This is a genomic window from Bacillus cereus group sp. BfR-BA-01430, assembly GCF_022663115.1.
Lineage (GTDB): Bacteria > Bacillota > Bacilli > Bacillales > Bacillaceae_G > Bacillus_A > Bacillus_A cereus_BD.
The window spans coordinates 607,864-632,701 of sequence record NZ_JAKUEW010000001.1 but is presented as its reverse complement, the minus strand read 5'-3'; the positions used below and the strand labels follow the sequence as shown (position 1 = coordinate 632,701).

Sequence of the window (24,838 nt, the reverse complement as noted above, 5' to 3'; positions counted from 1 at the left end):
AAAAAACCGCTATTAAGCTACACCTTAATAGCGGCCGTATACGTATTATAAGTGAATAGAAGAAAAAAATGAATAACTTTAATGAAATAATAATGAAACAAATACAATCGAACAAATAATCCCAATTAAATCAGCAAACAAACCAACCTTTAGTGCATCCCCCATTTTCCGAATTCCGACAGCACCAAAGTACACTGTTAAAATATAAAATGTCGTATCTGTACTTCCTTGCATCGTAGACGCTAATCTTCCAATAAAAGAATCCGGTCCATATGTAGCAATTAAATCGGTCGTAATGCTCAAACCTGCCGATCCAGAAATCGGGCGTATAAGCGCAAGCGGAACAATCTCTGCTGGCACATGAATCATATCTAATGCAGGCTTCATAACCGATATCATCGCATCTAGCGCACCTGATGCTCTAAAAATAGAAATAGATACAAGCATCCCTACCATAAATGGCAAAATGGAAATAGCAATTTGAATTCCTTCTTTTCCACCTTCTACAAATGATTCATAGGTCGGAACCTTTTTGATTGTCCCGTATAATAATATAAATCCAATCACACATGGAATAATCCATAGTGATATAGTGTTAACAATGCTCACTTTTTCCGCCCCTTCCTACTCCTTCTTCGGTAAAAATAGCGGTCAATCCAAATTGCTCCAATCATAGAAATGACTTGTGCGATAAATGTTACCCCTACAATTTCAGTTGGGTTCGCCGATTCATATGTCATTCGAATTGAAATGACAGTTGTCGGAATTAGTGTAATGGCAGAAGTATTTAGCGCTAAAAATGTTACCATAGAGCGACTTGCAGAATCTTTCCCGCCGTTCAATTCTTTTAACTGCTCCATTGCTTTAATCCCAAGCGGTGTCGCTGCATTTCCTAATCCAAAAAAGTTTGCCATCATATTGGATAAGATGAACCCCATTGATGGATGATCTTTTGGTATTTCTGGAAATAGTCTTTTTGCAATTGGCATAAATAACGAAACTAACTTTTTTAACAAACCTGCTTCTTCTGCAATCTTCATCAAACCTAACCAAAATACTAAAACACTGATTAACCCAATACAAATTGTTACAGCATCTTTTGCCCCTTCAAAAACAGCTTTATTTACTGCTTCCATTGTTCCATTTACCATCGCATATACAATTCCAATAATCGCCATTGCTACCCATACGAGATTAACCATCGCTGTCCACACCTATCATATGAGAAAAAATTTCTTTCACATTATTCCAGTACGCCCCTGTTGTAGCTACTAATTTCCTCTTACTATAAAATAAATTTCGTTCCCCTACTTTTTCATTTCCTACATAAACAATTGTTTTCCCTACTTTGTTTCCATCTTTTAAATTTGCATGTTTATCAAATTCGACTCTTAATAAAACTTGATTTTTTTCATCCTTTGCTAACGGCACTGAAAAACCATTCTTTGTATAAACATGATGGGCATACTTTCTTTCTTTCAATTCCGGAAATGCCCCTTGTGCTAACACTTTTGTTAGCTTGTATCGTTTAAATCCTTGATCAAATAAATACATATGATCATCCCAATCACTCGAAGCTTTGAGCGTCACTACAATTAAATCTAAACCATTTTTTGATGCTGTCGTTACAAGGGTGCGCCCTGCTTTTTTTGTAAATCCTGTTTTCCCTCCAGTTGCAAATTCATAATATGACGTGACAAGTTTATGTTTATTTTTCCATGGATAGTCCCACGACTCCGATTGGTATGTTTTTGTTCCAAAAATCTTTCGAAATGTTTCATTTCCCATTGCATACTTTGTTAAAAGTGCCATGTCATAAGCTGATGAATAATGCGTGCCATCGCCATCTAAACCATGTGGGTTCGAAAAGTGAGTATCTTTCATTCCAATTTCTTTTGCTTTTTCATTCATTAAATACACAAACCCTTCTATACTTCCACCAACTTTTTCAGCAATCGCTTGTGCTGCATCATTACCAGATCGAAGCATTAACCCATAAACTAAGTCCTCTAATTTCACTTTTTGTCCAGGTTTTAAATAAATAGCTGATCCTTCTACACGGACTGCCTTGTTACTAATAGAGACCATTTCCTTCATTTTTCCCGATTCAGCAGCTAGTAACGCCGTCATGATTTTTGTAATACTAGCAATTTTTTGCGGTTCATGTTCACGTTTCCCATATAAAACACGCCCTGAATGTTCTTCCATTAATACAGCATTATGGGCACTCACATTGTTCATTTGTGCATATGTAGAAATAGGCATCGCATGCATACACATGATAAGAAGTGCAACTATCACCCAAGCTCGTTTCATACTTCCCCCACGTCCTTTTGGCACTTTTTTGTACAAGTGTATGCTTGGCCTTTTAAAATATGAATAAAATATTCTTTCTTCCTCCACAAGAAAAGACGCATAAACATGCGTCTAATACGGAATCCATTCCAATTGTTTTGCTTGCTCAAATCGCTTTTGTACATCTGGCCAATTTACAACATTCCACCAATTTTTAATATATTCTTCTTTTTTGTTTTTGTATTGTAAATAATAAGCATGTTCCCATACATCAAGCACCAGTAATGGTACTGTATCCCACTGAGTAAATAATTGATGCAATGTGCTCTGTAGAATCTCTAACCTTCCTGAACGCGGGACCCAAACAAGAATCGCCCAACCAGCCCCTTCTACTTTTGATGCAGCTTCTGTAAAATGCTTTTGAAAGCGCAAAAAACTCCCGAAATTTTTTTCGATTTCTTCTGACAAATCCCCCCTTGGACTCCCGCCTCCATCTTTTTTCATATTATTCCAAAATATTGTGTGTAAATAATGCCCCGATCCATGAAAGGCAGCTTCTCTTTCCCAATGTTTAATTAAATCAAATTTATTTGTTTTCCGTGCTTCCTCCATCATTTTCTCCGCTTTATTTAATCCTTCTACATAACTACGATGATGTTTATCATGATGCAACATCATAATCTCTCTGGAAATATAAGGTTCCAAAGCATGATATGGATACGGTAATGGAGGCAATGTATGTCCTCCAATTGGAACCGATCTATCTAAATACGTTCGTTCATATAATTCGCATTGCTCCTCTTCTTGCATAAATACTTCTTGTAAATGATGTTGTATATGTTCGACATCCTCGCTAATTTCATATAGAAATTCTGCATCTGTCTCGTATTCATTTTCTTTCATACGTTCTAACAACATTTGAATTTTATAAGCAAGCATATGAACATCGTATACTTCCATTGCACGGCTATCTAATACATCTAGAACACTTTCACACCAGCTTTCTACTTCATGAAAGTAATCGGTAAATACACCTTGTTGGCTCATGTCACACCTCCTCGATGCTATCCACTTTAACTATATTCACTGTCATTCTCTTATATACCGTCTAAACAAGGAAAAGAAGCTAGGTTTTTTCTAGCTTCTTTTCCTTGTTTATATCCTTTTATATCCATATTAATATTTGTGCAGCATTTTGGTCTGATAATCCGTTTCATAATATTCTAATTCTTCGCGCATTGTCTGGAATTTTCCTTCTAATTCTTTCATCACCTTTACCATAGAAGATGGCGGTGTTCGTTGAAATACAATCGAATTTTTCCCAGTATATGCTGATCGACTATTTTCATACCACTGATCACTTTTTGGTGAAAAAAATTCAGCAATAACTTGATGATAAATTTTGTACAACGTTTTTTCAGCCGCTGTTTTTCGAAATGGTTGACTATTTAGCAAAATGAGACATGCATCTAATCCTTCTTCACAAAAAACAAGTAGTCTTCTTACAGCTGCTAGTAACTCTTCATAGTAATTTTTATCACCTGTTGGTGTCTCTTTTAATAAAGAAGGTAGCGAATGATAGTTCACATAGTTTGTCATCACAACGATTACTTCCTCTAAAAATGCCGAGACCTGTTCTGTTTGATTCTCAACCATTGAATTAGACATATCCTTTTCTCCCCTTTGCCATTTTACACAATCTCTACTTGTTTATTCTCATGTAGTTCAACCAAGATCCTTTGTACTTTTCCCACTGCACTTTCAGCAAAAATGTCTTGAAAATCCTCTATTCTATTGATATACACGCGTTTTTGTCTATATATATCTGGATTTTTGAGCAAATATGCAAGAGCAGCGATATCGCGTAAATATATGTCTTTTCCTTCTATTTTAAAAACTGGATTTCCTTCAAAGGGGGTAATTTCATGCAAAATTTCTTCAAAGTATCGGACATATAATATAGAAAATGTTTTTTCCTTCCCGTTACATATATATGTAAACTCAGATCTATTGAAAAAATCCTCAGATGTATTCGGTTGTGCTTTTTCTAACTCCCATCCCGCATAACCTGTTATAATCATCCCTGGACTCCCTTCCTTATTTTTACTTTAGTTTAACTTATTTTCAAAATAAACAAAACATTCTAAATATATATCGAATGAAAAATAGAAAAAAACAGCTTCATTTTGGAATTCACCTTTTTATTTTCTTTGAAGTTTGTCATAATAAAGTATATTGTTGTCTCAGTTTTCTTAAACAAGGAGAGTTGTATTTATGTCGTTTTCATGGAAACGTTTATTACAAATCGGAAAATTTATTTTCCCATTTGTTGTACTGACAATTGTTTTCTTTCAAGCACGGAAAGAACTAGCAGGGATTTCATTTCGTGACGCAATCGAAACAATTAAAAACATCCCAACAGGAGGGGTCTTTTTAGCGATTACACTTGGTGCATTAGCTGTATCAACAATGTTCTTTTATGACTTCGTTATGCTCCGGCACTTGAAAGCAGATATACCTGTCAAAAAAATCTTTCGTGTTTCTTGGACTGCTAACACTTTAAATGGATTTCTTGGCTTTGGTGGTCTAGTTGGAGCTGGTGTACGTACGATATTATATCGTCCTTACATAAATGAAAATGGAAAGCTGATTAAAAGCATTGCTTGGATGACAACTGCTTTTATTAATGGATTAGCACTTCTCTCATTTCTTGGTCTCATTGGAATATTAGATACACAGTTTATTTTGCATGAAAAACCTTGGCTATGGCCCGTTCTCATCTTCTTCGCCCTTTTTGTACCTCTATATATTGGTTTTTCAAAACTAAAAAATAGAAAAAAACAAAATGTAGATGGACAAGAAGAAGAGAAAAATCCAACCGTTCTCTATTCACTTGTTTCTTTAGTGGAATGGCTTTCTGCTGGAATTGTTATGTATGTGATTTTGATACTATTTGGAATTCATATCGATTTCCATAAATTTTTAGGAGTATATGTAATTGCTGCTTTAGCCGGGGTTATCAGTCTTGTCCCAGGTGGTCTTGGTTCATTTGACCTTGTATTTTTGAGTGGTTTAGGACAATACGGGATTGATACAGGTGTCTTATTACCTGCAATGTTACTATACAGACTTGTATACTATATTTTACCGTTTTGCCTCGGCCTTATATTTGCTGCTTTTGAAATGACAGGAGCTGCTCTAAAGAAAATAGAAGACAAACCATTTATCGCACCTGCCTTAGAAACAACAGGGGTTCTTTGGACATTACAGCGCGATTTCATCGGGAAATTAGGATCTTGGGCTTCTGCAGCGCTAACAGCTTTTGCTGGTTTAATGGTTATTTTGTCAACGATTTTACCAACAAGTATAGAACGTGCACACGCATTACATATTTTAGCTCCAAAACATTTAATTCAATTTTCTTTTAGCTTATCACTCACATTTGGTATTCTTCTTTTTATTTTATCAAGAGGGATTTTCTATGGAACAAAACGGTCTTACTATATGACCATCGTCTCATTAATTGGTGCTGCTATTTTTAATACGTTAAAAGGGATTGATATTGAGGAAACTTTCATTTTACTCATTGTACTTGCTGTTCTATACATGCTCCGAAAAAGGTTTGTGCGTGAGAAAATGGAAGTATCTTTCTCAGACGTCATAAAACTATTTATATTTTTATTCATTATTTTATATTTGTACAAAAACTTAGGAGTTATATTTGCAGAAGCAAAAGATGCATTTAAACCTGATTTTGTCGTTCGTAATATTACACAAGTAAAACGAAGTGCGCTTGCCGCTGCGTTCTTTGTGCCAACTTTTTTACTTATTGGTTCGCTCATTGCCAACCGTTACCGGAGTATATTTCCTGGGCAACCAGCAAACGATAAACGTTTGCAGAATTTTTTAGACCAATATGGTGGAAACGTATTAAGCCATCTAGGTTTTTTAGGAGATAAACAATTCTTCTTCAGCAGTGATGGAAAAGCACTTCTTTTATTTTCCATAACAGGAAAACGGTTAGTCGTACTCGGCGATCCAATTGGTGATCCTACTTCCTTTCGGACAGTACTTCAAGAATTTCTAATAGAGGCTGATCGATTTGGCTATATTTGCGTTTTTTATCAAATTGAAAGTAAATGGATGAGTTTATATCATGACTTTGGCTATAACTTCTTTAAACTTGGCGAGGAAGCTGTTGTCGACTTAAATACATTTACGATTTCAGGAAAGAAACGCGCTGGATTACGCGCTACTTTTAACCGTTTTGAACGAGAAGGTTACACGTTCTCGATTCACCAACCTCCATTTTCAGATGCGTTATATGAAGAGCTTAAAAAAGTGTCTGACGCATGGCTTGGCGGAAAAAAAGAGAAAAGCTTTTCGCTTGGATATTTTGATAGAGAGTATATCAATCGTGCTCCAATCGCTACTTTATCAGATGCAGAGGGAAAAATAATCGCCTTTACAACATTTATGCCTGTTTACCAAAGCGGTATCCTTTCTGTAGATTTAATGCGCTATTATCCTGACGCACCGAGCGGAATTATGGATGCCATCTTTATTCATCTATTCCAGTGGGCGAAAGAAAACGATTATCATTCCTTTAATATTGGTATGGCACCTCTTTCCAATGTTGGATTGTCTGCTCAATCATTTTGGTCTGAACGAGTTGCTGCTGCTATTTTTAACAATGTACGTTATACGTATAGTTTTAGCGGGTTACGACATTTTAAAGAAAAATATAAACCAGCTTGGAGCGGAAAATATTTAGCATTTAGGAAAAACCATTCATTACCCATTACAATGCTTGCTGTAACAAAGTTAATAGGAAAGCGAAAAAACAGCTAATGATTAGCTGTTTTTTCGTTTTTGTACTTGTATAATAAACTCCTGTTTATATTTTTTATCATTTAAGTAAAACGTCCCCCATATTTTATATGTTCCTTCTTGTGGAAATGTTATGCGATACTGCAATTGTTCTTCCTCATGAAAAGGTACCCCATATATAAAATGTTCTCTCGCTGCATCAACAATGGAAAGTGTACTTTTTACTCCTCTCTGAGAGCCTATTTTCAGCGTCTCACCTTTTTTAGATTGAAACTGAAATGTTAATGTAGCCGCTTCATTTGGATGTAGAGCACCAAATAAAAGCGAAACGTGGTGGTCACCAATCTTCTTTGTTAAAATGGTATCTTCTACCAAACCTTTTTGCTTTTTCTTATTTTTTTCTCCAAAGTTTTTCTTAGAAAATGATGATTCCGTTTTATTATGGTCTTCATATAAAAACACAGTATATTCCTTACTTTTCTCTATCTTTTGCGTGATTTTATATGACCCACTACCGATAAAGGTAGGTTTTACCTCCTGTATCCCTCCTAAATTCCCATCTACAACAACTGCTCGAAGTTGATCATTTACCCCTCGAATCGCATTACTCTTTTTGTTAAACAATTGAAATTCAAGATCTACTTTTTTATTTTCTTTTCCTTTCTTTATATCCCATTTCACTTCTTGAATCATAGCAGTTGTTTCTGCTATTCCTTGATATTTCTTTATGTAAAAACCTCCAGCAACAATCAATAATAAAGCTACAAATGCAATACCAAGATTTTTCATCGAATCACCCACCACACTTTTTACCGATTAGGGCTCTTATTTCTTTACTCCATCTCTCTTTTTATGTATTCTATATAACCATTTATGAAATCCTTCTATTTTACTACAAGTAAGAAAAAGATTTAAATTGGTAGTATTACTAGTGTATAATGCAGATGATATTGATTTATATTCATACATAATGAAGGAGGCTATTTTATGAGCGTTCATATTGAAGCGAAACAAGGAGAAATTGCTGAGTCTATTTTATTACCTGGCGATCCATTACGCGCAAAATATATCGCAGAAACATTTTTAGAAGATGTAACTTGCTATAATAACGTGCGTGGTATGCTAGGGTTCACTGGAACATATAAAGGGAAACGTGTTTCTGTTCAAGGCACAGGCATGGGGGTACCTTCTATTTCCATTTACGTTAACGAATTAATCCAAAGCTATGGAGTAAAAAATTTAATTCGTGTAGGAACTTGTGGGGCCATTCAAAAAGATGTTAAAGTGCGCGATGTGATCATTGCAATGACAGCATGTACAGATTCTAATATTAATCGTTTAACATTCCCTGGTTTCGATTTTGCACCAGCTGCAAACTTTGATCTTTTAAAGAAAGCATATGATGCAGGAACAGAAAAAGGACTTCATATTCGTGTTGGTAATGTATTAACAGCAGATGTGTTCTACCGTGAAAGTATGGATATGGTGAAGAAACTTGGTGATTACGGTGTATTAGCAGTAGAAATGGAAACAACTGCACTTTATACATTGGCAGCAAAATATGGTGTAAATGCCCTATCTGTATTAACAGTAAGTGACCATATTTTTACGGGAGAAGAAACAACAGCAGAAGAACGCCAAACTACATTTAACGAAATGATTGAAATTGCTTTAGAGGCAGCAATCCAACAATAATAGTATAAAAGAACTCGTCATACGTCTGGTGAGTTCTTTTTTCATATTTCAGGACAATTTCTTTGTTACATTTGAAAATAAGAAAGTTACTACTTACAAAGAATATACTGAAACACGCTATGATACAAATATATTTAGAAAACCACCCATACGAGTATATGACTTTTTACAAAAAACTCTTCTAAACAGAGACAGATTTTCAATTTCTACTTGCTACTATCGTTTGTTATAATAAAGAAAATATTTATATGCGTATACTGAGGTGAAGAAGTGAAAAAAAGAAGCATTGTCTTTAAACTTTTTTTATTAACAGCGGCACTATTTACGATTACTTTTCTCCTCTTTTTCATTGGACAATCTTTATATTTAGAAAAGTTTTATATCGATAAAAAAATAAAAACAGTTCAAACGGCCTTTGAAAAATTTGTGACAAATTACGAAAAAAGTGATGGTACATTTGAAGAAGTTAGAAAACTAAAACAGGAGTTTCATGATAAAACCAATTCCGATATTGTATTATTAGGTTCAGATGGAAGTATAAAAAGTGAAAATAATTACTATATTGAAATCATTGATAGTTTATCTAATAAGCAGCTTATGATTCCTCTTAACAATATTTTAACGATTGATGAATATAATAAATTTATAAATTTACAGTTGAAGGTAAACGATCCTATCCAAGTTCAGGGGATTGTAAGACAAAATTCAATATTCCCTACTAAAATTAGAACAAATTATAATGTATGGAGAAATGATAATCTCTTAGCTGACATTGGGCCATTGATTACTCCAAAAAATAAGTACACGGAAGGACAGTCAAAATATACGATTCGTACATTTGAAGGTGTTATTTCTCAAATTTACCTTCCGTCTAAAAATGAAATTCGCCTTGCAAATAATATAGAAACATTGTATGCCATTCAACAATGGAACTTTGCGTTAAATCCTGATCATGCGAACTCAAATGAACTTACTACTTATCCAGTAGGTGATGATGATGACGGTAAAAGTCAAATTTTTGTAAAACCTATTGTAGAAAGTGGACATATTAAAGAATTTGTTTTCGCCATGACTTCGTTGCAACCTGTTAATGAAGCGATGCTTGTTTTAAAAGATTACTACGTTTATGCACTTATCATCGTATTTTTTGTTATTATTTTATTATCCTTTTATTATTCAAAAATCATTGTAAAACCACTTATTAAAATCAATCGGGTCACAAAAAAAATGGCTAACTTTGATTTCACTGAAAAATTACCAATTTCAGCAGACGATGAAATTGGTAGTCTATCTAGTAGTATCAATACGTTATCTGTGAATTTAAAAGACCGTATTGACCGGCTAAATATCGCAAATACAAAATTACAACAAGATATTGAAAGAGAACGACAATTAGAACGAACAAGAAAAGAATTTATTTCTGGCGTATCTCATGAACTAAAAACACCACTCAGTGTGATTAGAAGTTTTGCAGAAGGAATTAAAGACGGTGTTAGTAAAGATACAACGTACTATACGGACGTCATTTTAGAGGAAACAGAAAATATGAATCGATTGATTGTCGAAATGTTAGAACTAGCCAAACTAGAATCTGGTACCTATAAATTAGAAATGTCGACTTTTTCAATTGGTGATCTTATTCAGCAAGTATATACAAAGTTATTATTTAGTATGGAAGAAAAACATTTACAGGTAGAAATGGATGTAGATTGTTCTATATACGTCAAGGCAAATCGAAATCGTATGGAACAAGTTGTTGTGAATTTGCTAAGTAATGCCATCCGTTATACACCTGATACAAAGCGTATTTGTATTCGTGTGATAGATGGAGAAGAGAAAGTAAAAGTTGAAATTGAAAATAACGGTAACCCAATTCCAGATGAAAGCTTACAAAAAATATGGGATCGCTTCTATCGTTTAGATGCTTCACGAAGCCGTCATACTGGTGGAACTGGACTTGGTCTATCCATTGTCAAAAATATTTTAGAACTGCACCACGCTAATTACGGTGTATATAATATCGACAATGGTGTTGTTTTTTATTTTGATTTACAAAAAGTAAAAGAAGTCAAATAATTTGTCTTAATTTCACGAGGAGTTCACATGGAATTCACACTCTCCCTTTATAGTAGTAACCAAGTTAATCCTTTCCTTTACACATATAAAAGAGGAGAGTGCATAAAATGAAACAAGCAGGACAACCTATTCAAAACGAGAAACAATTAGAAAAAATCAAAAATATACTTTTACAATCTTCAAAACGCGATGGCCTATTATTCGTATTAGCAGTTAACTCTGGCCTAAAAGTAAGTGAAATCTTACAATTAAAAGTTGGAGATGTCATCGATGAAAATGACACGGTTCGTCATTCCATTTTATTTTACAATGAAAAAGTGAAAAAACATAAATGGTTCGCTGTAAATGAAGACTTACAGCACGCAATTGAAGAGTATATGAAAGAACGTAAATCGTGGAAACGAAATGAACCATTATTAAAGTCTCAAAAAGGAACAAAATCTATTACAAGACAGCATGCATGGTATATTTTAAATAAAGCAGCAAAAGAAGTTGGTTTAGAAGGGATTAGCTCACATACACTTCGAAAAACTTGGGGATATTGTGCATATAAATCTGGTGTTGATATCGCATTTCTACAACACTTCTTTGATCATAGTACCCCATCAAAAACTTTAAAATATATCGGTATCGCATAAAATAGATATTGTTCTTATACATAAAAAAGGTTACCAAATTAATTGTTGGTAACCTTTTTTATGTTTCACAGTCTCTTTTCTTGTTTCTCCTAGTATGATAGTGGTACTCTAACAATAAGGGGGAAAAATTATGGACACATTAACAATTGAATTGCCAAAAGATATTGTAGAAAAACTTGATTTATTAAAACAAGCGTATCAAAAGAAAACAGGTGCTACTATTTCAGACAGTACACTTGTCCAAACACTTATCGCCAAGGAGTTTGTTCAAAAAATAACTCCTTTTGATTTACAACAATATATTGTAGAAAAAGAACAGCGTTAATGCTGTTCTTTTATTATTTTAAGTAAGAGCATTCTTTTCTTCCAAAAAAACTGAAGCGAAGTCATCTTCCTAAGGGCATTACGAAAATTTTATAGCTCCTCTTTTTACTGAACAAATGTAAAAGTAGATGGAGGTCGTTTCATCTCAAATATATATAAATTTTTTTATTTTATTTTTGAAAAACCATTGACAATGATAATGATAACCATTATCATTTGTTACGAAGCCAACAATTGATGAATCAACCAAACGCTCAGTAACATTGTTACCCCTCTTTTTCATAAAGAAAAGCACTGTACATTCCCCCTGTTTGTACAGTGCTTTTCTTTTCTACAACTTCTATCTTCTCATCACGAGCAAACAGCTTCTACTTATTCAAATAAATTCAGCTGTTCTGGCTTTGGCTCCCCGTATGTAATATTCATCATTTCCATCAATTGTTTTGCATTATCAGCTGCATCCCCGCCTGAATTATTATTAAATAGTACATATATATTTTTTGTTTTCTTCTGCAACTGTTTTAATCGGTCTACCCATTCCGCCAACTCTTGCCTATTATAGCGATATAAACAGCGAACCGCCCTCCAATTTTCGCTCTTATCAAGCCAACCATGAACATTTCGTCCATGAAAACGGATCAATGCCATGTCAGAATGAGTTGCTTCTAATACAAGTGGAACGGAACCAATACCCGCTTGTGGCTCATCACAAATTGTATGAATCCAATTCTCTTGTTCTAGAAATTGTAATGTTTTATCATACATATGAGGACGGAACCACGTTTGATTTCTAAACTCGATAGCACATGGAAACCCTTCCATTTTCTCCTTTGTATAACGCAGCAATTCTACATTTTTCTTCTGACAATCGAACCATGGTGGATATTGGAATAATATCGCCTGTAATTTATTTACTTCTTGAAGAGGTAGAATGGATTGCTTAAACACTTCAAACATCTCTTCAATCGTTGCAAATGGGATTTCTCCCTGCATATGCCCAGTCATTCCTTGATATGCTTTGACAACAAATGAAAAATCTTTCGGCGTTTCTCCTGCCCATTTTGTATAATTACGAGCGGGTTGCATCGCATAAAATGAACTATCGACTTCCACAATAGGAAAATACTCACTATATGTTCGTAATTTATTTCTATTTTCGTAGGAATCTGTATATAAAGAGTCATGATCTCCCCATCCTGTTAATCCAATAGAAATCATTTATGCTCCTCCTTTCCTTGTCTTTCATCAAATGAAACTAGTTTCTCTGTAAAAATATGATATACTATATGGAAGAATTTTTAAATTGAGGGGTTATTTACTTATGCTTCAAGAGGATACTATTTTATCTCAGGAAAATCAAATAAAAGAGCTAGAAAATAAAGTTCATTTTTATGAGCAACTATTGAATCACTTACCACATCATTTTGCATATAAAAATTCTCAGCTTGGCTTCCAGATTCAGAAAAAAGGGAATACGCATTCTATCGAGCATATTCCAAAAGAAGACAAAGAACCAATTTTTGAACTTACTTGTGATTCTTTATTTCTATTTGAACAACTAGAAAAGCACTTCATTCATATTTTCGACGCCTTTTCTCATCATGTGACTTTTGTTGATAGAAACGGAATCATTACATTATGTAATCAAGCAGCTGCTGATGATTTCGGCGTAGTAAGAAGCGCTATAATTGGAAAGCCCATTCAAGACTTATTACAATTGCCAGCAGAAAAAATAAAAGCACTAGAAACATTAAAAACGGGTAAAGAGAGCTATAATGAAGAAGTATTAGATAAAAATTATGGTATTTGTAACAATCGTATTATTCGTGATCACAATGGTGAAATTTTCCGCGTGATTAGTGTTTTTCATTATTTGAATACAGAACGTGATGCAGAAAAACTTGCCTTATCTGGGCGAATTGCTGCTGGAATTGCACATGAAGTTCGCAACCCACTTACAACAGTACGAGGATACTTACAATTTTTACAAGCAAATGTTTCACCTGCTCATAAAGAGCTTTTTAAAAATTTACTAATTCCTGAATTAGATCGTGCAAATAGTATTATCACAAAATTTTTATCGATTTCAAAAGCTCACGAATTTAAACGGGAACCATTTCCTATCAACAATTTTTTACGTGAATATATTCAGCAATTGCTTGCTAGCGAAGCATTTTTACATAATATCTCTATCGAATATAATCTATCTTCTGAATTGGAAGATGTACTTGTTCCTATTGATCGACATGAACTTGTTCAAGTTTTTCTAAACTTATTTCAAAATGCTGTTGATGCAAAGAGCGATAAGCCTCTATCTATTCAAATTACAAGTCATCGTCTAGAAAATTTTGTACGCATTACATTTAAAGACAATGGAATTGGTATTCCTCCAGCAATTCAAGACTATATATTCGATCCATTCTTTTCTACGAAAGATGATGGGACTGGTCTTGGATTATCTGTTACGAAAAAAATTATTCAAAATCATGCTGGTACCTTAAAGGTTTCTAGTGATTCCAATGGTACAACCTTTTTTATTTCTATTCCGTTATCCCCAAAAAACACGAAATATAAAAAATGATAAGAACCATGTTGTCACAAGATGTTCTTTCCTTCGTGATAACATGGTTCTTTCTTTTATGCATCCCTCTTTTACGTTTCTTTACTTCAAATTTACGCTATCTTAATGCTAATTTTGTATGATAAGTAATGAAGACAAATGACATGAAAGAGGGATGAAAATGAAAGTTTTATTGTCAAAACGCTTTGGAATCGTCCTTATATTTTGTATTTTTTTATGTTCAGGACTCTTTTTTACTTTGATCTATACCATAACATCAAACGCAGCTGAAAACCGCGCTACCGCTCCATATGAGCTCGTATATGCAAAACAAACTACGATACCTCTTTCGTCTTCCCCTCATAAAGAAAAAAGAGTGATAAAGGGAATGCTCATTACAGAGGCTTCCACTTATCGAGACTTCGCTCAAATTGCAAGTGAACTCCAACAGCGCTATCAAAATCAAGGACTAAATGAAATTACCCTATCTATCCACAATAAAAATAACGGACAATATGAAGAAGACCTACCTTACGAACCGATTCGTAAAGGAACCATTTCAATTATGTATACATCACCAACTGCAGCAAATATAAACATCCACATGCCATAAAAAAAGAGGCGAATCTTTTCATCGCCTCTTTTCAAAAAAATGGAATCCACTCTTTTACCTTGTCAATCCATTCTTTCTGTTGTTCCTTTCTTTGCTGTTCTTCCTCTTTTCTTCTTTTCTCCTCTTCTTTCCTTCTTTTTTCTTCTTCAATTGTTTGTAACTGTTTTGTATATTCAGCTTCCGGTATTAAGGATAACTGGAATGCTTTTTGAGATGGTTTTTCTCCTGCTTTGTTCATAATATCCCGAAACATCGTTGTTGTAATGTGACTGCCACTTGGTACATAATGCTCATGGTCCGTCTTATCATATCCAACCCAAATCGCTCCTACTAAATCTGGGGTGTACCCTACAAACCATGAATCTTTTGCCCCACTGCTTGGACCGCCTACAATTTGAGTTGTTCCTGTTTTTCCTGCTGTATCAATATTTTTCAGCTTTGCTTTTTCACCTGTTCCTTTTTCAACAACACCCTTTAATAAATATGTCATCTTTTGGGCAACTTTTTCAGTTGTTATACGTGTTTCTTTTTTATACCATTTTCCTACTGTTTCGCCTTCAGTATTTTTTATTTCTCTAATTGCATGTCCCTCTACCTGCACACCATTATTAGCAAATGTCGCATACGCTTGAGCCATGACAAATGGGGAAGTCCCCGTATGCATTCCACCGAGTGCAATCGGATACGTACGATCTTCTTCTTGCAACGGAATACCAAAACGCTCTAACGCTTTCAGCCCTTTTTCTAAACCGATTTGTTCCAATAACCAAACAGCTGATACGTTATAAGACTTTGCTATCGCTTCGTACATCGTCACATCCCCATGAAAAATATGATCGCTGTTTTGAGGTGCATATTCTTTTATATGCAGTGGTTCATCTTTCAATATATCATATACTTCATACCCTTCTTCTAAAGCAGGTACGTACACTGCAAACGGCTTTAACGTTGATCCTGGTTGACGCTTTAATTGCGTCGCATGATTAAATTGTAAAAATTGATATGGCCCCCTGCTACCAACTAGTGCCGGAACACCACCAGTTTTCGGGTTCATTAGTACAATGCCCGTTTGAAGTGATTGATCTGAGCTACTACCTTTAAAATAACGATTATTATTCACAACATCTTCTACTGCTTGCTGTTTTTTAGGATCAAGTTCGGTATAAATGCGATAACCACCAGCTAAAATTTCATTTTGGGTTAAATCATATTTCTCCATCGCTTCTCTTACAATATAATCCACATATTGCGAGTATTTTCCTTTATATTTATCATCTACACCTCGGCGTAGTACAAGACCTTTTTCTTTTTCTTTGCTATATTGTTCCTCCGAAATATACCCTTGCTTCTTCATTAAAGCTAACACAACATTCCGTCTTTCAATGGATTTATTGAAATTTTTATAAGGTGAGTAAGTAGACGGAGCCTTAATAAGACCAGCTATTGTAGCAGCCTCTACTATCGTTAAGTCTTTTACTTCTTTATCAAAATACGATTTAGCAGCTTTCCTTATACCCCAAGCACCTTCGCCAAAATAAATTTGATTCATATACATCTCAATAATTTCATCTTTCGTATATGTGCGCTCTATTTTTTTCGTTAAAAAATATTCTTTAAATTTTCTTGAAAATGTTCGTTCTTGTGTTAAAAATACATTTTTCGCAAGCTGTTGCGTAATGGTACTCCCCCCTGCAATGACTTCACCCGCAGTAACATTCTTTAATATAGCATTCAAAATTCCACTATAATAAATTCCATGATGGTTATAAAAACCTTTGTCTTCTACTGATATTATAGCTTGAACCATAATATCAGGTATGTCTTTTCTTTTAATTCCTTCTGTTTTAGAAGACGATAACTTAGCTGCCACTTCATTGTTTGCATCATAAATGAGTGTTGGTTGCGGAACAGCTTGTTTTAATGCTGATATGTCTTGAATGGATATCATTATGTTCATTGCAACAAAGAGAGTCATGAATAAACCACCTAAAATCAATAATGTATTGCGCAGTTTCTTTCTCTTGTTGAACCACTCAAGCGTGTTCTTAAAATGAGTGTTGTCCAATTTCATTTATCCACTTCCTTCATTTCTTTACACTCTTTTGTTAAAAGGAAGAAACTCCCTCCTTTTAAATTTATTATAATATCGTAATTCATTCTTAGGTGTAAAGTATTTCTTTTACATTCATACTTTTTACAAGAAAAGGACATTCTACAAGTAAGATATTCACAGCTGATTATTAATATTATTAATGCATCAATATAACTTATGTTAAGTTTTTGTAAACTTTTCGATAAAATGTTTTAAAAAACGACAGTTTTTTGTTAGAATTGACTAGCCAATATATTTTACATATATTACTTTTCGGTGGGGGTAACAATAATGGTTTTTAAATCTAAGAAAGATAAATTTTCTGAAATGTTAATGAATGTTTCTGAAAATTTAAAAGAAGGCGCTAAGTTCTTTGTGGAATATAAAATTAAGAACGCTAGTGATCTCAAGGAATTTTCTATGCGCATGAAAGAATATGAGTCAAAGGGTGACTCATTTATTCACGAAATCATTATGGAGCTAAACAAAGCGTTTATCACTCCAATTGAACGTGAAGACATTTTGCAACTGGCAATGAGCATGGACGATGTATTAGACGGATTAGATCACAGTGCTGGTTTATTCGAAATGTACTCTATCACAGAAGCTGATGAATACATGATTAAATTCGTTGAAGCAATTAATCAATGTGCAATTGAGATTGCTGCTTCTGTAGAATTAATGTCTAATAAGAAACTGCTTGACATTCGCACAAACGCAATTAAGATCAAAGATTACGAATCACAATGTGATGATATTCGTCGTCATGCTATTAAGCATCTATTTTCTCGTGAAAAAGATCCGATCAAGATCATTCAGTACAAAGAAATTTATGAAGAATTAGAAGAAGTAGCTGATAGCTGCCAAAGCGTAGCAAACGTGTTAGAAACAATTATTATGAAGAACGCATAAGGAGTTTGATCATGGATACAGTCTTGATTTTAACTGTTTTAATAGTCATTTGTGCTTTAGCTTTCGACTTTATTAACGGATTCCATGATACAGCGAACGCCATTGCAACAGCGGTTTCTACAAAAGCTTTGAAGCCACGACAAGCGATTATTATGGCAGCTATTATGAATTTTTTAGGTGCAATGACATTTACTGGTGTAGCAAAAACAATTACAAAAGATATCGTTGATCCGTTTGCATTAGAAAACGGTTCAGAAGTTATTTTAGCCGCTTTACTTGCTGCGATCGCGTGGAACTTAATTACTTGGTACTATGGAATCCCAAGTAGTTCTTCGCATGCAATTATTGGTGCAATCGCAGGTGCTGCAATTGCTGCTGCTGGTGTAGCATCCATTAACTTTAAAGGATTTATTAAAATTATCGAATCATTAATTATTTCACCAATTGTTGCATTTGTAATTGGATTTATCGTATACAGTATTTTTAAAGTCGCTTTTAAAAATTTCAACTTAACGAAAACAAACCAAAATTTCCGTTTATTCCAAGTTGGAACCGCAGCTTTACAAGCTTATACACATGGTACAAATGATGCACAAAAAGCAATGGGTATTATTACAATGGCACTGATGACAAATAACCTCCATAGTTCTGGAGATATTCCACTTTGGGTTCAATTCTCATGTGCTCTCGCAATGGGACTTGGTACTTCTATTGGCGGGTGGAAAATCATCAAAACTGTCGGGGGACAAATTATGAAAATCCGCCCTGTAAATGGGGTAGCTGCCGATTTATCATCATCTCTTGTTATTTTCGGTGCAACATTTATTCACTTGCCAGTTAGTACAACACATGTCATCTCTTCCTCTATTTTAGGGGTAGGAGCATCACATCGTGTAAAGGGTGTAAAATGGGGTACTGCTCAACGAATGTTAATTACTTGGGTTATTACACTCCCAATTTCTGCTTCTTTAGCAGCATTATTCTATTATGTATTACATTTCATTTTTTAATCAAAAGTCGCCTTTCTTATTTTTTCAGGAAGGCGACTTTTTTGTGAACAGTCTTATTTCTTTTCAAAAAGTGTGTATAATGAATGTTGGATTTGTTATGTAGAGGAGTTGGCAATTTTGGAGTATATCATGTTACTTTTTATTGGATTAATTGCAGGGACAATTGGAAGTCTTGTAGGGCTAGGGGGAGGAATTATCATTGTTCCTTTACTGATTGGACTGCATAGCTTATCGCCCCAAATCGCAGTAGGGACTTCCATTGTAACTGTTGTTTTCACAGGTCTTTCTTCTACTCTTGCTTATGTGAAGCATAAACGAGTGGATTACAAAAGTGGACTTATTTTATTTATTGGTAGTGGTCCTGGTGGCATCATTGGGTCGTGGGCAAACAAATTTTTAAATCAAGATACTTTCTCTTTATACTTTGGAATCTTTCTTATTTTCGTATCGATTCTTCTTATGTTACGCGATAAACTGAAACCTCTTTCCTTATCAAATGCAACGGTTATTAAGCGTTCTTTCACTGATACTGAGGGAAATACTGTTTATTATCAGTTCCCACCCTTTCTTTCTATTCTTATCGCATTTATAGTCGGTTTCATATCTGGACTATTCGGTATTGGCGGAGGAGCTTTACTCGTTCCTGCTATGATGCTGCTGTTTGCTTTTCCAGCTCAAATCGCTGTGGCAACTTCCATGTTTATCGTTTTATTATCAGCAATTGTAAGTTCTTTCACTCATATCTCTCTTGGTAATGTGAGTTGGATTTATGCGCTGATTCTAATTCCAGGTGCTTGGATTGGAGGGAAAATCGGAGCGTATATTAATACAAAGTTAAGTGGAAATGCAATCATTAACTTATTGCGCATTACATTAATTATCCTTGGGACGAGGTTGATTATTACTTCATTCCTATAACGCGTTCTCCTTAGAATGCGTTTTTTTATACACACGAATACAAAAAGGCCCCTAACACAATACATAGGACAATGCACATACATAACAGCATGAAATTTGATATATGCATTTTTCTCAAGTTAACCACTCCTTATAACTGCTTCCTCCCCTATCATAGCGAAAAAACAGCTATCTTACTGTTACAAAGCACTAACAATGCAAAATCAATTATTACAGATTTAATCTCTTTATTGCATTCCTTTGTATAATCTACCTATTATATAAAAAAGATGTCATATCGACATCTTTTTAATGAAGGAGTGACCATCCCATAAAATCTTCATGTACTTGACACGCGCGTTTGTCATTTCGATCATATAGTTCGGCATAACTATCTGTTTCCTCATCATAAGCCATTGTATAAATGATTTGACCATCTATTAAAACGGATAGAACGACTCCGCCTGTCATCTCTTCCACATGTATGATCGCATTAGCTGGTATTTTCATATCAGTCATTTTCGGATCTAACAATATACTAAACCCCCTACAGCATATTCATAGTTCGTACTATTACACACTAAATAGTATACTACTGTAATAGCATACATTTCGTCAATACAATTACAACATGGATACAAAATAGAAAAAACACAGTCAATCATGTCTTGTGCTTTCGCTCCATGCTGCAAAAAAATAAGTATTGAAAAACGGATCCACATATACATGCATATTATGAACACAAATGAAACTATATCGATTAAAATAAAATACATAGGAATACTTAAATGAGGTGCTAACATTGATTTTACATAAAGGAGAGATATTATTCCGCCAAGGTGAAGAAGGACCCTTATACTTTGTGAAAACAGGTCTATTAAAAGTGGTTCGATTACAAGAAGATGGAACACCATTTTTATTTAATATTATTGTTCCAGGTGAAACGATTCCTCACCATTCTTTAATTTCACCTAAAGAATACCACGGAACAGCCATCGCTTTAATGAAAACTGAAATTGAACCTATTATGAGTCAAGAATGGTATGATAAGCTGCAAAAAAATCCAGAATTATATGCTAACGTTGCGCTGCAGTTACAAACTAAATTACGAATGATGCAACAGCGCATTGATCAATTAACAACGGTCTCACCAAGAGAGCGTCTCCATCGTTTACAACAATGGTTTTCATTATATTTAGATGAAATTCCGATTTATGAAATATTAACGCAAACTGAAATTGGTCAACTCATTGGTGTGAGACGTGAAACTGTAAATCGTTTATTACGAGACCAAATAAAAAACGAGGTAAAATAACCTCGTTTTTTATTTGGTAAATTCTCTTTATTGTAAGCTAGCTGCTGGTCCAAAGAACTCATAGTGAATGCGATCAGCTGGCACTCGCCACTCTAGTAACGCTGCACTGATATGTTTCATAAATGGTACTGGACCACAGAAATAAAATTCTGCTTCATTTGAAGGAAGAATAGATTGTAACCAAGCTAAATCAATAAATCCTTCTTTCTCAAAATCTTTCGCTTGTACATCTTGCTTTGTTGGTGCTGAATAACAAGTATATGCTTTCACTCTTTCCTTACTTTCTGCTACCTTTTGGACATGCTCTTTCATTGCATGGACTTTACTATTTAACGCTGCATGAATGAAGTATACATCACGGTCCATTTCTTTCTCAGTTAACATATTAAACATACTCATCATAGGTGTAATTCCTACACCACCGCTTATTAATACAACCGGTAAGTTTGAATCTATATTTAATACAAAGTCTCCAGCTGGTGCACTTAGTGGTAAAATATCTCCTTCTTGAACATGGTCGTGTAAGTAATTAGAAACTTTCCCATCCGGTGCTTCTGCACTTGTTTCACGTTTTACACTCATGCGATAATACTCTTTTCCAGGAGCATCTGATAAACTATACTGGCGATTATGTATATACGTTTCACCTTCTATACGAATTTGAACCGTTACATACTGACCAGGTAAAAACGTTGATAGTTCGCCACCATCTTCTGGTTTTAAGTAAAACGATGTAATGACGTCGCTCTCTTTCTCTTTTTTCACAACAATAAAGTTACGGAACTCTTTCCAACCACCTTCTTTTTTTGCTGCTTCCTCATACATTTCCGCCTCGATACTAATAAATGCATCAGCAATTACACCATACGCTTCGCCCCAAGCATCCAGCACTTCTTGCGGCGCGTCTGCTACTTCTTTAATTGCTTGTAATAAACATTTTCCTACAATCGGATAATGTTCAGCTTTAATTCCTAAGCTTCTATGTTTATGACCAATCTGTTTGACAACAGGAATAATTGCTTCCAAGTTATCAATATACATGGCTGCCGCATACACTGCACTCGCTAGCGCTTGTTGTTGTCTTCCTATTTTCTGGTTTGTATGATTAAAAATATTTAATAACTCCGGATGTTCCGCAAACATAATTTGATAAAAGCGTGTCGTGATGTCAACACCTTTTTCTTGTAATAATGGTACTGTTGATTTTACAATTTCAATTGTTTTTTGACTTAACATTGCATCTCACTCCTCTGTTTCCTTGACTACTGTTAGTGTAAAAGAATTTTTGATAGAACGTTGTGATTTTAATCACTATAAACATGGTGTTTTTGTGAAAAATATATGAACAATTTCAATCTATCCCGCAATAAAGTTCTCATATGATAGAAATAAGGCAAAAGTAGATTTATCGATTCGTAAAGGCGATTGATCACAAGACGAGTTCTATACCATACATCATTATTCTCCAAAATAAACATAGCTAACCGAAATGTCGGTTAGCTATGTTTGTTTTGAAGAACTTGTTCAATCACTTGTACCTCTTTTCCGTCTCCAAATTCCGTATATCCCCATATATTTGTCTCACCCGTATATTTATTTACAATGATATCTAAATCATGATAAATCCGATGCGCATACACAACATATTCAATATTCCTTGCTTCTATACCCATTTTCATAACGTCATAACTCCGTCTTACATCGCGCTTTATCTTCTCATTTTTCACTTGTTTATGTATATCTTTTAAAGACTGCTCTTGTTCTTGAAACCACGTCACAAGATGATTCCAATCTCCCTCTGTATATTGATCCGCTTTACCATAATTTAAAAAATCATTATAGTCTTCATGGGTTGTACGGATAAATTGTAATACATGCTTTTTTTCCTTCACATCATCTACTTTAGGTATTGTCGATACACTAGCAGGTTTACTTGCATAATGTAACAATACTTTCATACATCCATAGCTTGCAAGCCCCATTACTATAATCATTCCCAGTATACCCAATATCCTCTTCATATTCCGACTCCTTTTCCACTATGAATATTACATTTATTTCTATAAATTATTATATTTGTAACATTCTCTAATTGAAAAAGAATTCCTGTATAAATACTTCTTATCATTTCGACACTGTTTTTCTACACATTTCGCTCTGGTAAATATTGCTGTAAAATAACATGCCCTTCGTAAGCAGCATAGCCTAATATTACAAGTAGACCAATGTAACAACCAAATACGATCCATCTTGTTTTCGCATCGACGTTATAATACTCCTCTTGTTGTTGCTTTTCCTTTTCCCATTGCTCCCCTTTTCTTTCTACTAACGCGATCGCTTCTTTCATACGATTGGTATGTTCTTCTTTTTCCTCTTCATATGGCACATAATCAAGCGGTTCAAATTTAGGCAAGATATACTCTAATACTTCAATTTTTTGGCTTTCTCCTGTTTCAAGCTTCTTTTCTTTCGCTTTTTGTCTTAATTTTCCCATTTCATGGTGAGCTACATAAAGCGCGCGATGCACCGCTCCTGTTTCCAAAAACTCTTCCTGAAATTTAGAAAGATATGTTTTTAATATCTCTACTTTGTAACCTAATTCTTTAATCGGCTTATCACGCTTCATTACTCGATACAGTTCCATGCACCCTATGATAAAAATGAAAAATCCAATAATACTTGTAAAGAAAATGGAATATCCAAGCAATAGAACAAGACCGCCAATCCAAATTTTTGTGCTAACAACCGAAATAATTCTGCCACCATCTAAAGGCGAAACCGGAATTAAATTAAAAAAATTCAACATGCTTCCTAGTAAAATCACGAGCGCCCAAAATGGCTCATTCGTTAGCATGTAGAGCGGAATAGCTGGTAAAAATGATAGCAACCCAAACAAAGGTCCCATATAAGCAAGATATGCCTCATCCTTTGCATTTTTCGGCATCTCCTTCATTCCAATTAAAGCACCCATAAATGGAATGAAAATTGCCGGTGACGTAGGTATACCTTTTCGCTTCGCCGCCCATAAATGCCCCATTTCATGTACGAAAAGTAAATAAATGAGCGCGACTCCAAATTTCCAACCATATATAGCTGCATATGCTCCAAGTGATAGTAACATACTAAATACTGTTGAAAATTTAGCAAATTTAAAAATTGCTAATACCCATTTCAGTTTAGAAAATAAAAAGATTCCAACTGCAGCCAAAACTCCCCATAATCCCTTTGTATTTTTCTTTTGCATCACTTTCTCCTTTTTTCTTTCTATTATGCCATAATTTTCTCTTTTATTGAAAAATATGTTTATAACATCTAATTTTAGCCAAAAATATAAATGAAAGGAGGTTATAACATGACATTACAAGTTTTCATAATAGGGACTCTTTCTTTTTTAGCTTCTACACTCATTTTCTATACAGTTAGCTACGTCTTATTATTAGATTTGTTACCGAATCATTTCGTTATTTCTCTAATTATTCTTTCTGCTCTTATGATCTCTTATCTTATTACAAGAAAATCAATGAATGAGCCTTCTGCAAAAACAAAGTAATGGAGCGAACCTCTTGGCTAGCTCCATTATC

25 protein-coding genes are annotated in these 24,838 nt (G+C 34.4%); 12 read left to right on the top strand and 13 right to left on the bottom strand.

The window, feature by feature from the left end; genetic code table 11:
* Positions 1-78: 78 nt before the first annotated feature.
* The 6 genes from spmB to MR058_RS03245 form a co-directional block, all read right to left on the bottom strand.
* A complete protein-coding gene (gene spmB, locus MR058_RS03270; RefSeq protein WP_242142620.1) occupies positions 79-609 on the bottom strand; it encodes a spore maturation protein in 531 nt (176 codons plus the stop codon).
* A complete protein-coding gene (spmA, locus tag MR058_RS03265; RefSeq protein WP_242142619.1) occupies positions 606-1,202 on the bottom strand; it encodes a nucleoside recognition domain-containing protein in 597 nt (198 codons plus the stop codon). Before spmA ends, spmB begins: the two co-directional genes overlap by 4 nt.
* The gene (locus tag MR058_RS03260; RefSeq protein ID WP_242142618.1) at positions 1,195-2,316 is read right to left on the bottom strand and encodes a D-alanyl-D-alanine carboxypeptidase family protein; all 1,122 of its coding nucleotides are present in this window, start codon (positions 2,314-2,316) and stop codon (positions 1,195-1,197) included. The genes spmA and MR058_RS03260 overlap by 8 nt, the downstream gene beginning before the upstream one ends.
* 111 nt (positions 2,317-2,427) lie before the next feature.
* The gene (locus tag MR058_RS03255; protein ID WP_242142617.1) at positions 2,428-3,342 is read right to left on the bottom strand and encodes a superoxide dismutase; all 915 of its coding nucleotides are present in this window, start codon (positions 3,340-3,342) and stop codon (positions 2,428-2,430) included.
* Positions 3,343-3,471: 129 nt separating this feature from the next.
* The gene (locus tag MR058_RS03250; protein ID WP_242142616.1) at positions 3,472-3,963 is read right to left on the bottom strand and encodes a YpuI family protein; all 492 of its coding nucleotides are present in this window, start codon (positions 3,961-3,963) and stop codon (positions 3,472-3,474) included.
* Between the two features lie 23 nt (positions 3,964-3,986).
* Positions 3,987-4,376 carry a hypothetical protein gene (locus tag MR058_RS03245; RefSeq protein WP_242142615.1) on the bottom strand — a complete coding sequence of 130 codons (390 nt, stop codon included), beginning with the start codon at positions 4,374-4,376 and terminating at the stop codon, positions 3,987-3,989.
* 193 nt (positions 4,377-4,569) lie between these two features.
* On the opposite strand from MR058_RS03245, the gene mprF reads away from it, so the two are divergent.
* Positions 4,570-7,146 carry a bifunctional lysylphosphatidylglycerol flippase/synthetase MprF gene (gene mprF, locus MR058_RS03240; protein ID WP_242142614.1) on the top strand — a complete coding sequence of 859 codons (2,577 nt, stop codon included), beginning with the start codon at positions 4,570-4,572 and terminating at the stop codon, positions 7,144-7,146.
* Positions 7,147-7,149: 3 nt separating this feature from the next.
* Here the strand turns inward: mprF and MR058_RS03235 are convergent, their stop codons facing one another.
* Positions 7,150-7,929, bottom strand: a complete 780-nt coding sequence (locus MR058_RS03235; protein WP_242142613.1) for a hypothetical protein — start codon at positions 7,927-7,929, stop codon at positions 7,150-7,152.
* A 183-nt stretch (positions 7,930-8,112) separates the two neighbouring features.
* Here MR058_RS03235 and deoD point away from each other — a divergent pair, with 183 nt between their 5' ends.
* From deoD to MR058_RS03215, 4 genes are all read left to right on the top strand, one after another.
* Positions 8,113-8,820, top strand: a complete 708-nt coding sequence (gene deoD, locus MR058_RS03230; protein ID WP_011984262.1) for a purine-nucleoside phosphorylase — start codon at positions 8,113-8,115, stop codon at positions 8,818-8,820.
* 270 nt (positions 8,821-9,090) lie between these two features.
* Complete coding sequence (locus tag MR058_RS03225; RefSeq protein WP_242142612.1) at positions 9,091-10,896, top strand: sensor histidine kinase; 1,806 nt, start codon at positions 9,091-9,093, stop codon at positions 10,894-10,896.
* A 107-nt stretch (positions 10,897-11,003) separates the two neighbouring features.
* Positions 11,004-11,534, top strand: coding sequence for a tyrosine-type recombinase/integrase (locus MR058_RS03220; protein ID WP_011984260.1), 531 nt, complete (start codon positions 11,004-11,006; stop codon positions 11,532-11,534).
* Positions 11,535-11,664: 130 nt separating this feature from the next.
* Positions 11,665-11,859: a DUF3924 family protein gene (locus MR058_RS03215; RefSeq protein WP_242142611.1), complete on the top strand. Its 195-nt coding sequence runs from the start codon at positions 11,665-11,667 to the stop codon at positions 11,857-11,859.
* A gap of 371 nt (positions 11,860-12,230) precedes the next feature.
* Here MR058_RS03215 and MR058_RS03210 read toward each other — a convergent pair whose 3' ends face one another.
* A complete protein-coding gene (locus MR058_RS03210; protein WP_242142610.1) occupies positions 12,231-13,076 on the bottom strand; it encodes a DUF72 domain-containing protein in 846 nt (281 codons plus the stop codon).
* Between the two features lie 103 nt (positions 13,077-13,179).
* Here MR058_RS03210 and MR058_RS03205 point away from each other — a divergent pair, with 103 nt between their 5' ends.
* Both MR058_RS03205 and MR058_RS03200 read left to right on the top strand, forming a co-directional pair.
* Complete coding sequence (locus tag MR058_RS03205) at positions 13,180-14,439, top strand: ATP-binding protein (protein WP_242142609.1); 1,260 nt, start codon at positions 13,180-13,182, stop codon at positions 14,437-14,439.
* Between the two features lie 160 nt (positions 14,440-14,599).
* Positions 14,600-15,031 carry a hypothetical protein gene (locus MR058_RS03200; protein ID WP_242142608.1) on the top strand — a complete coding sequence of 144 codons (432 nt, stop codon included), beginning with the start codon at positions 14,600-14,602 and terminating at the stop codon, positions 15,029-15,031.
* A gap of 31 nt (positions 15,032-15,062) precedes the next feature.
* On the opposite strand, the gene MR058_RS03195 is transcribed toward MR058_RS03200, so the two are convergent.
* Positions 15,063-17,102, bottom strand: coding sequence for a transglycosylase domain-containing protein (locus MR058_RS03195; RefSeq protein WP_242142607.1), 2,040 nt, complete (start codon positions 17,100-17,102; stop codon positions 15,063-15,065).
* Between the two features lie 312 nt (positions 17,103-17,414).
* Here MR058_RS03195 and MR058_RS03190 point away from each other — a divergent pair, with 312 nt between their 5' ends.
* The 3 genes from MR058_RS03190 to MR058_RS03180 all read left to right on the top strand — a co-directional run bounded on the left by MR058_RS03190 (position 17,415) and on the right by MR058_RS03180 (position 19,963).
* Positions 17,415-18,035 (top strand): DUF47 domain-containing protein, encoded by a 621-nt coding sequence (locus MR058_RS03190; protein ID WP_242142606.1) that lies wholly within the window; start codon positions 17,415-17,417, stop codon positions 18,033-18,035.
* 11 nt (positions 18,036-18,046) lie between these two features.
* Entirely contained in the window at positions 18,047-19,045 is a 999-nt protein-coding gene (locus MR058_RS03185; RefSeq protein WP_242142605.1) for an inorganic phosphate transporter, read from the top strand.
* A gap of 117 nt (positions 19,046-19,162) precedes the next feature.
* Complete coding sequence (locus MR058_RS03180) at positions 19,163-19,963, top strand: sulfite exporter TauE/SafE family protein (RefSeq protein WP_242142604.1); 801 nt, start codon at positions 19,163-19,165, stop codon at positions 19,961-19,963.
* Between the two features lie 288 nt (positions 19,964-20,251).
* On the opposite strand, the gene MR058_RS03175 is transcribed toward MR058_RS03180, so the two are convergent.
* Entirely contained in the window at positions 20,252-20,476 is a 225-nt protein-coding gene (locus tag MR058_RS03175; protein ID WP_242142603.1) for a hypothetical protein, read from the bottom strand.
* 268 nt (positions 20,477-20,744) lie between these two features.
* Between MR058_RS03175 and MR058_RS03170 the strand changes: the two genes are divergently transcribed.
* Positions 20,745-21,257 carry a Crp/Fnr family transcriptional regulator gene (locus MR058_RS03170; RefSeq protein ID WP_242142602.1) on the top strand — a complete coding sequence of 171 codons (513 nt, stop codon included), beginning with the start codon at positions 20,745-20,747 and terminating at the stop codon, positions 21,255-21,257.
* Positions 21,258-21,284: 27 nt separating this feature from the next.
* On the opposite strand, the gene hmpA is transcribed toward MR058_RS03170, so the two are convergent.
* The 3 genes from hmpA to MR058_RS03155 form a co-directional block, all read right to left on the bottom strand.
* Positions 21,285-22,493 (bottom strand): NO-inducible flavohemoprotein, encoded by a 1,209-nt coding sequence (gene hmpA / locus MR058_RS03165; protein ID WP_242142601.1) that lies wholly within the window; start codon positions 22,491-22,493, stop codon positions 21,285-21,287.
* Positions 22,494-22,753: 260 nt separating this feature from the next.
* The gene (locus tag MR058_RS03160; RefSeq protein WP_242142600.1) at positions 22,754-23,278 is read right to left on the bottom strand and encodes a hypothetical protein; all 525 of its coding nucleotides are present in this window, start codon (positions 23,276-23,278) and stop codon (positions 22,754-22,756) included.
* A 122-nt stretch (positions 23,279-23,400) separates the two neighbouring features.
* The gene (locus tag MR058_RS03155) at positions 23,401-24,501 is read right to left on the bottom strand and encodes a site-2 protease family protein (RefSeq protein WP_242142599.1); all 1,101 of its coding nucleotides are present in this window, start codon (positions 24,499-24,501) and stop codon (positions 23,401-23,403) included.
* Between the two features lie 108 nt (positions 24,502-24,609).
* Between MR058_RS03155 and MR058_RS03150 the strand changes: the two genes are divergently transcribed.
* Entirely contained in the window at positions 24,610-24,807 is a 198-nt protein-coding gene (locus MR058_RS03150; protein WP_242142598.1) for a hypothetical protein, read from the top strand.
* The last annotated feature ends 31 nt before the right edge of the window (positions 24,808-24,838 follow it).

What these genes read in the sequence shown, in the direction of transcription:
- MR058_RS03190 (WP_242142606.1), top strand. Translation starts at nt 17,415, where the DNA reads ATGGTTTTTAAATCTAAGAAAGATAAATTTTCTGAAATGTTAATGAAT.
- deoD (WP_011984262.1), top strand. Translation starts at nt 8,113, where the DNA reads ATGAGCGTTCATATTGAAGCGAAACAAGGAGAAATTGCTGAGTCTATT.
- MR058_RS03205 (WP_242142609.1), top strand. Translation starts at nt 13,180, where the DNA reads ATGCTTCAAGAGGATACTATTTTATCTCAGGAAAATCAAATAAAAGAG.
- MR058_RS03220 (WP_011984260.1), top strand. Translation starts at nt 11,004, where the DNA reads ATGAAACAAGCAGGACAACCTATTCAAAACGAGAAACAATTAGAAAAA.
- MR058_RS03250 (WP_242142616.1), bottom strand. Translation starts at nt 3,963, where the DNA reads ATGTCTAATTCAATGGTTGAGAATCAAACAGAACAGGTCTCGGCATTT.
- MR058_RS03255 (WP_242142617.1), bottom strand. Translation starts at nt 3,342, where the DNA reads ATGAGCCAACAAGGTGTATTTACCGATTACTTTCATGAAGTAGAAAGC.
- mprF (WP_242142614.1), top strand. Translation starts at nt 4,570, where the DNA reads ATGTCGTTTTCATGGAAACGTTTATTACAAATCGGAAAATTTATTTTC.
- MR058_RS03215 (WP_242142611.1), top strand. Translation starts at nt 11,665, where the DNA reads ATGGACACATTAACAATTGAATTGCCAAAAGATATTGTAGAAAAACTT.
- hmpA (WP_242142601.1), bottom strand. Translation starts at nt 22,493, where the DNA reads ATGTTAAGTCAAAAAACAATTGAAATTGTAAAATCAACAGTACCATTA.
- MR058_RS03195 (WP_242142607.1), bottom strand. Translation starts at nt 17,102, where the DNA reads ATGAAATTGGACAACACTCATTTTAAGAACACGCTTGAGTGGTTCAAC.
- MR058_RS03150 (WP_242142598.1), top strand. Translation starts at nt 24,610, where the DNA reads ATGACATTACAAGTTTTCATAATAGGGACTCTTTCTTTTTTAGCTTCT.
- MR058_RS03245 (WP_242142615.1), bottom strand. Translation starts at nt 4,376, where the DNA reads ATGATTATAACAGGTTATGCGGGATGGGAGTTAGAAAAAGCACAACCG.
- MR058_RS03210 (WP_242142610.1), bottom strand. Translation starts at nt 13,076, where the DNA reads ATGATTTCTATTGGATTAACAGGATGGGGAGATCATGACTCTTTATAT.
- MR058_RS03155 (WP_242142599.1), bottom strand. Translation starts at nt 24,501, where the DNA reads ATGCAAAAGAAAAATACAAAGGGATTATGGGGAGTTTTGGCTGCAGTT.
- MR058_RS03185 (WP_242142605.1), top strand. Translation starts at nt 18,047, where the DNA reads ATGGATACAGTCTTGATTTTAACTGTTTTAATAGTCATTTGTGCTTTA.
- spmA (WP_242142619.1), bottom strand. Translation starts at nt 1,202, where the DNA reads ATGGTTAATCTCGTATGGGTAGCAATGGCGATTATTGGAATTGTATAT.
- MR058_RS03200 (WP_242142608.1), top strand. Translation starts at nt 14,600, where the DNA reads ATGAAAGTTTTATTGTCAAAACGCTTTGGAATCGTCCTTATATTTTGT.
- MR058_RS03160 (WP_242142600.1), bottom strand. Translation starts at nt 23,278, where the DNA reads ATGAAGAGGATATTGGGTATACTGGGAATGATTATAGTAATGGGGCTT.
- MR058_RS03260 (WP_242142618.1), bottom strand. Translation starts at nt 2,316, where the DNA reads ATGAAACGAGCTTGGGTGATAGTTGCACTTCTTATCATGTGTATGCAT.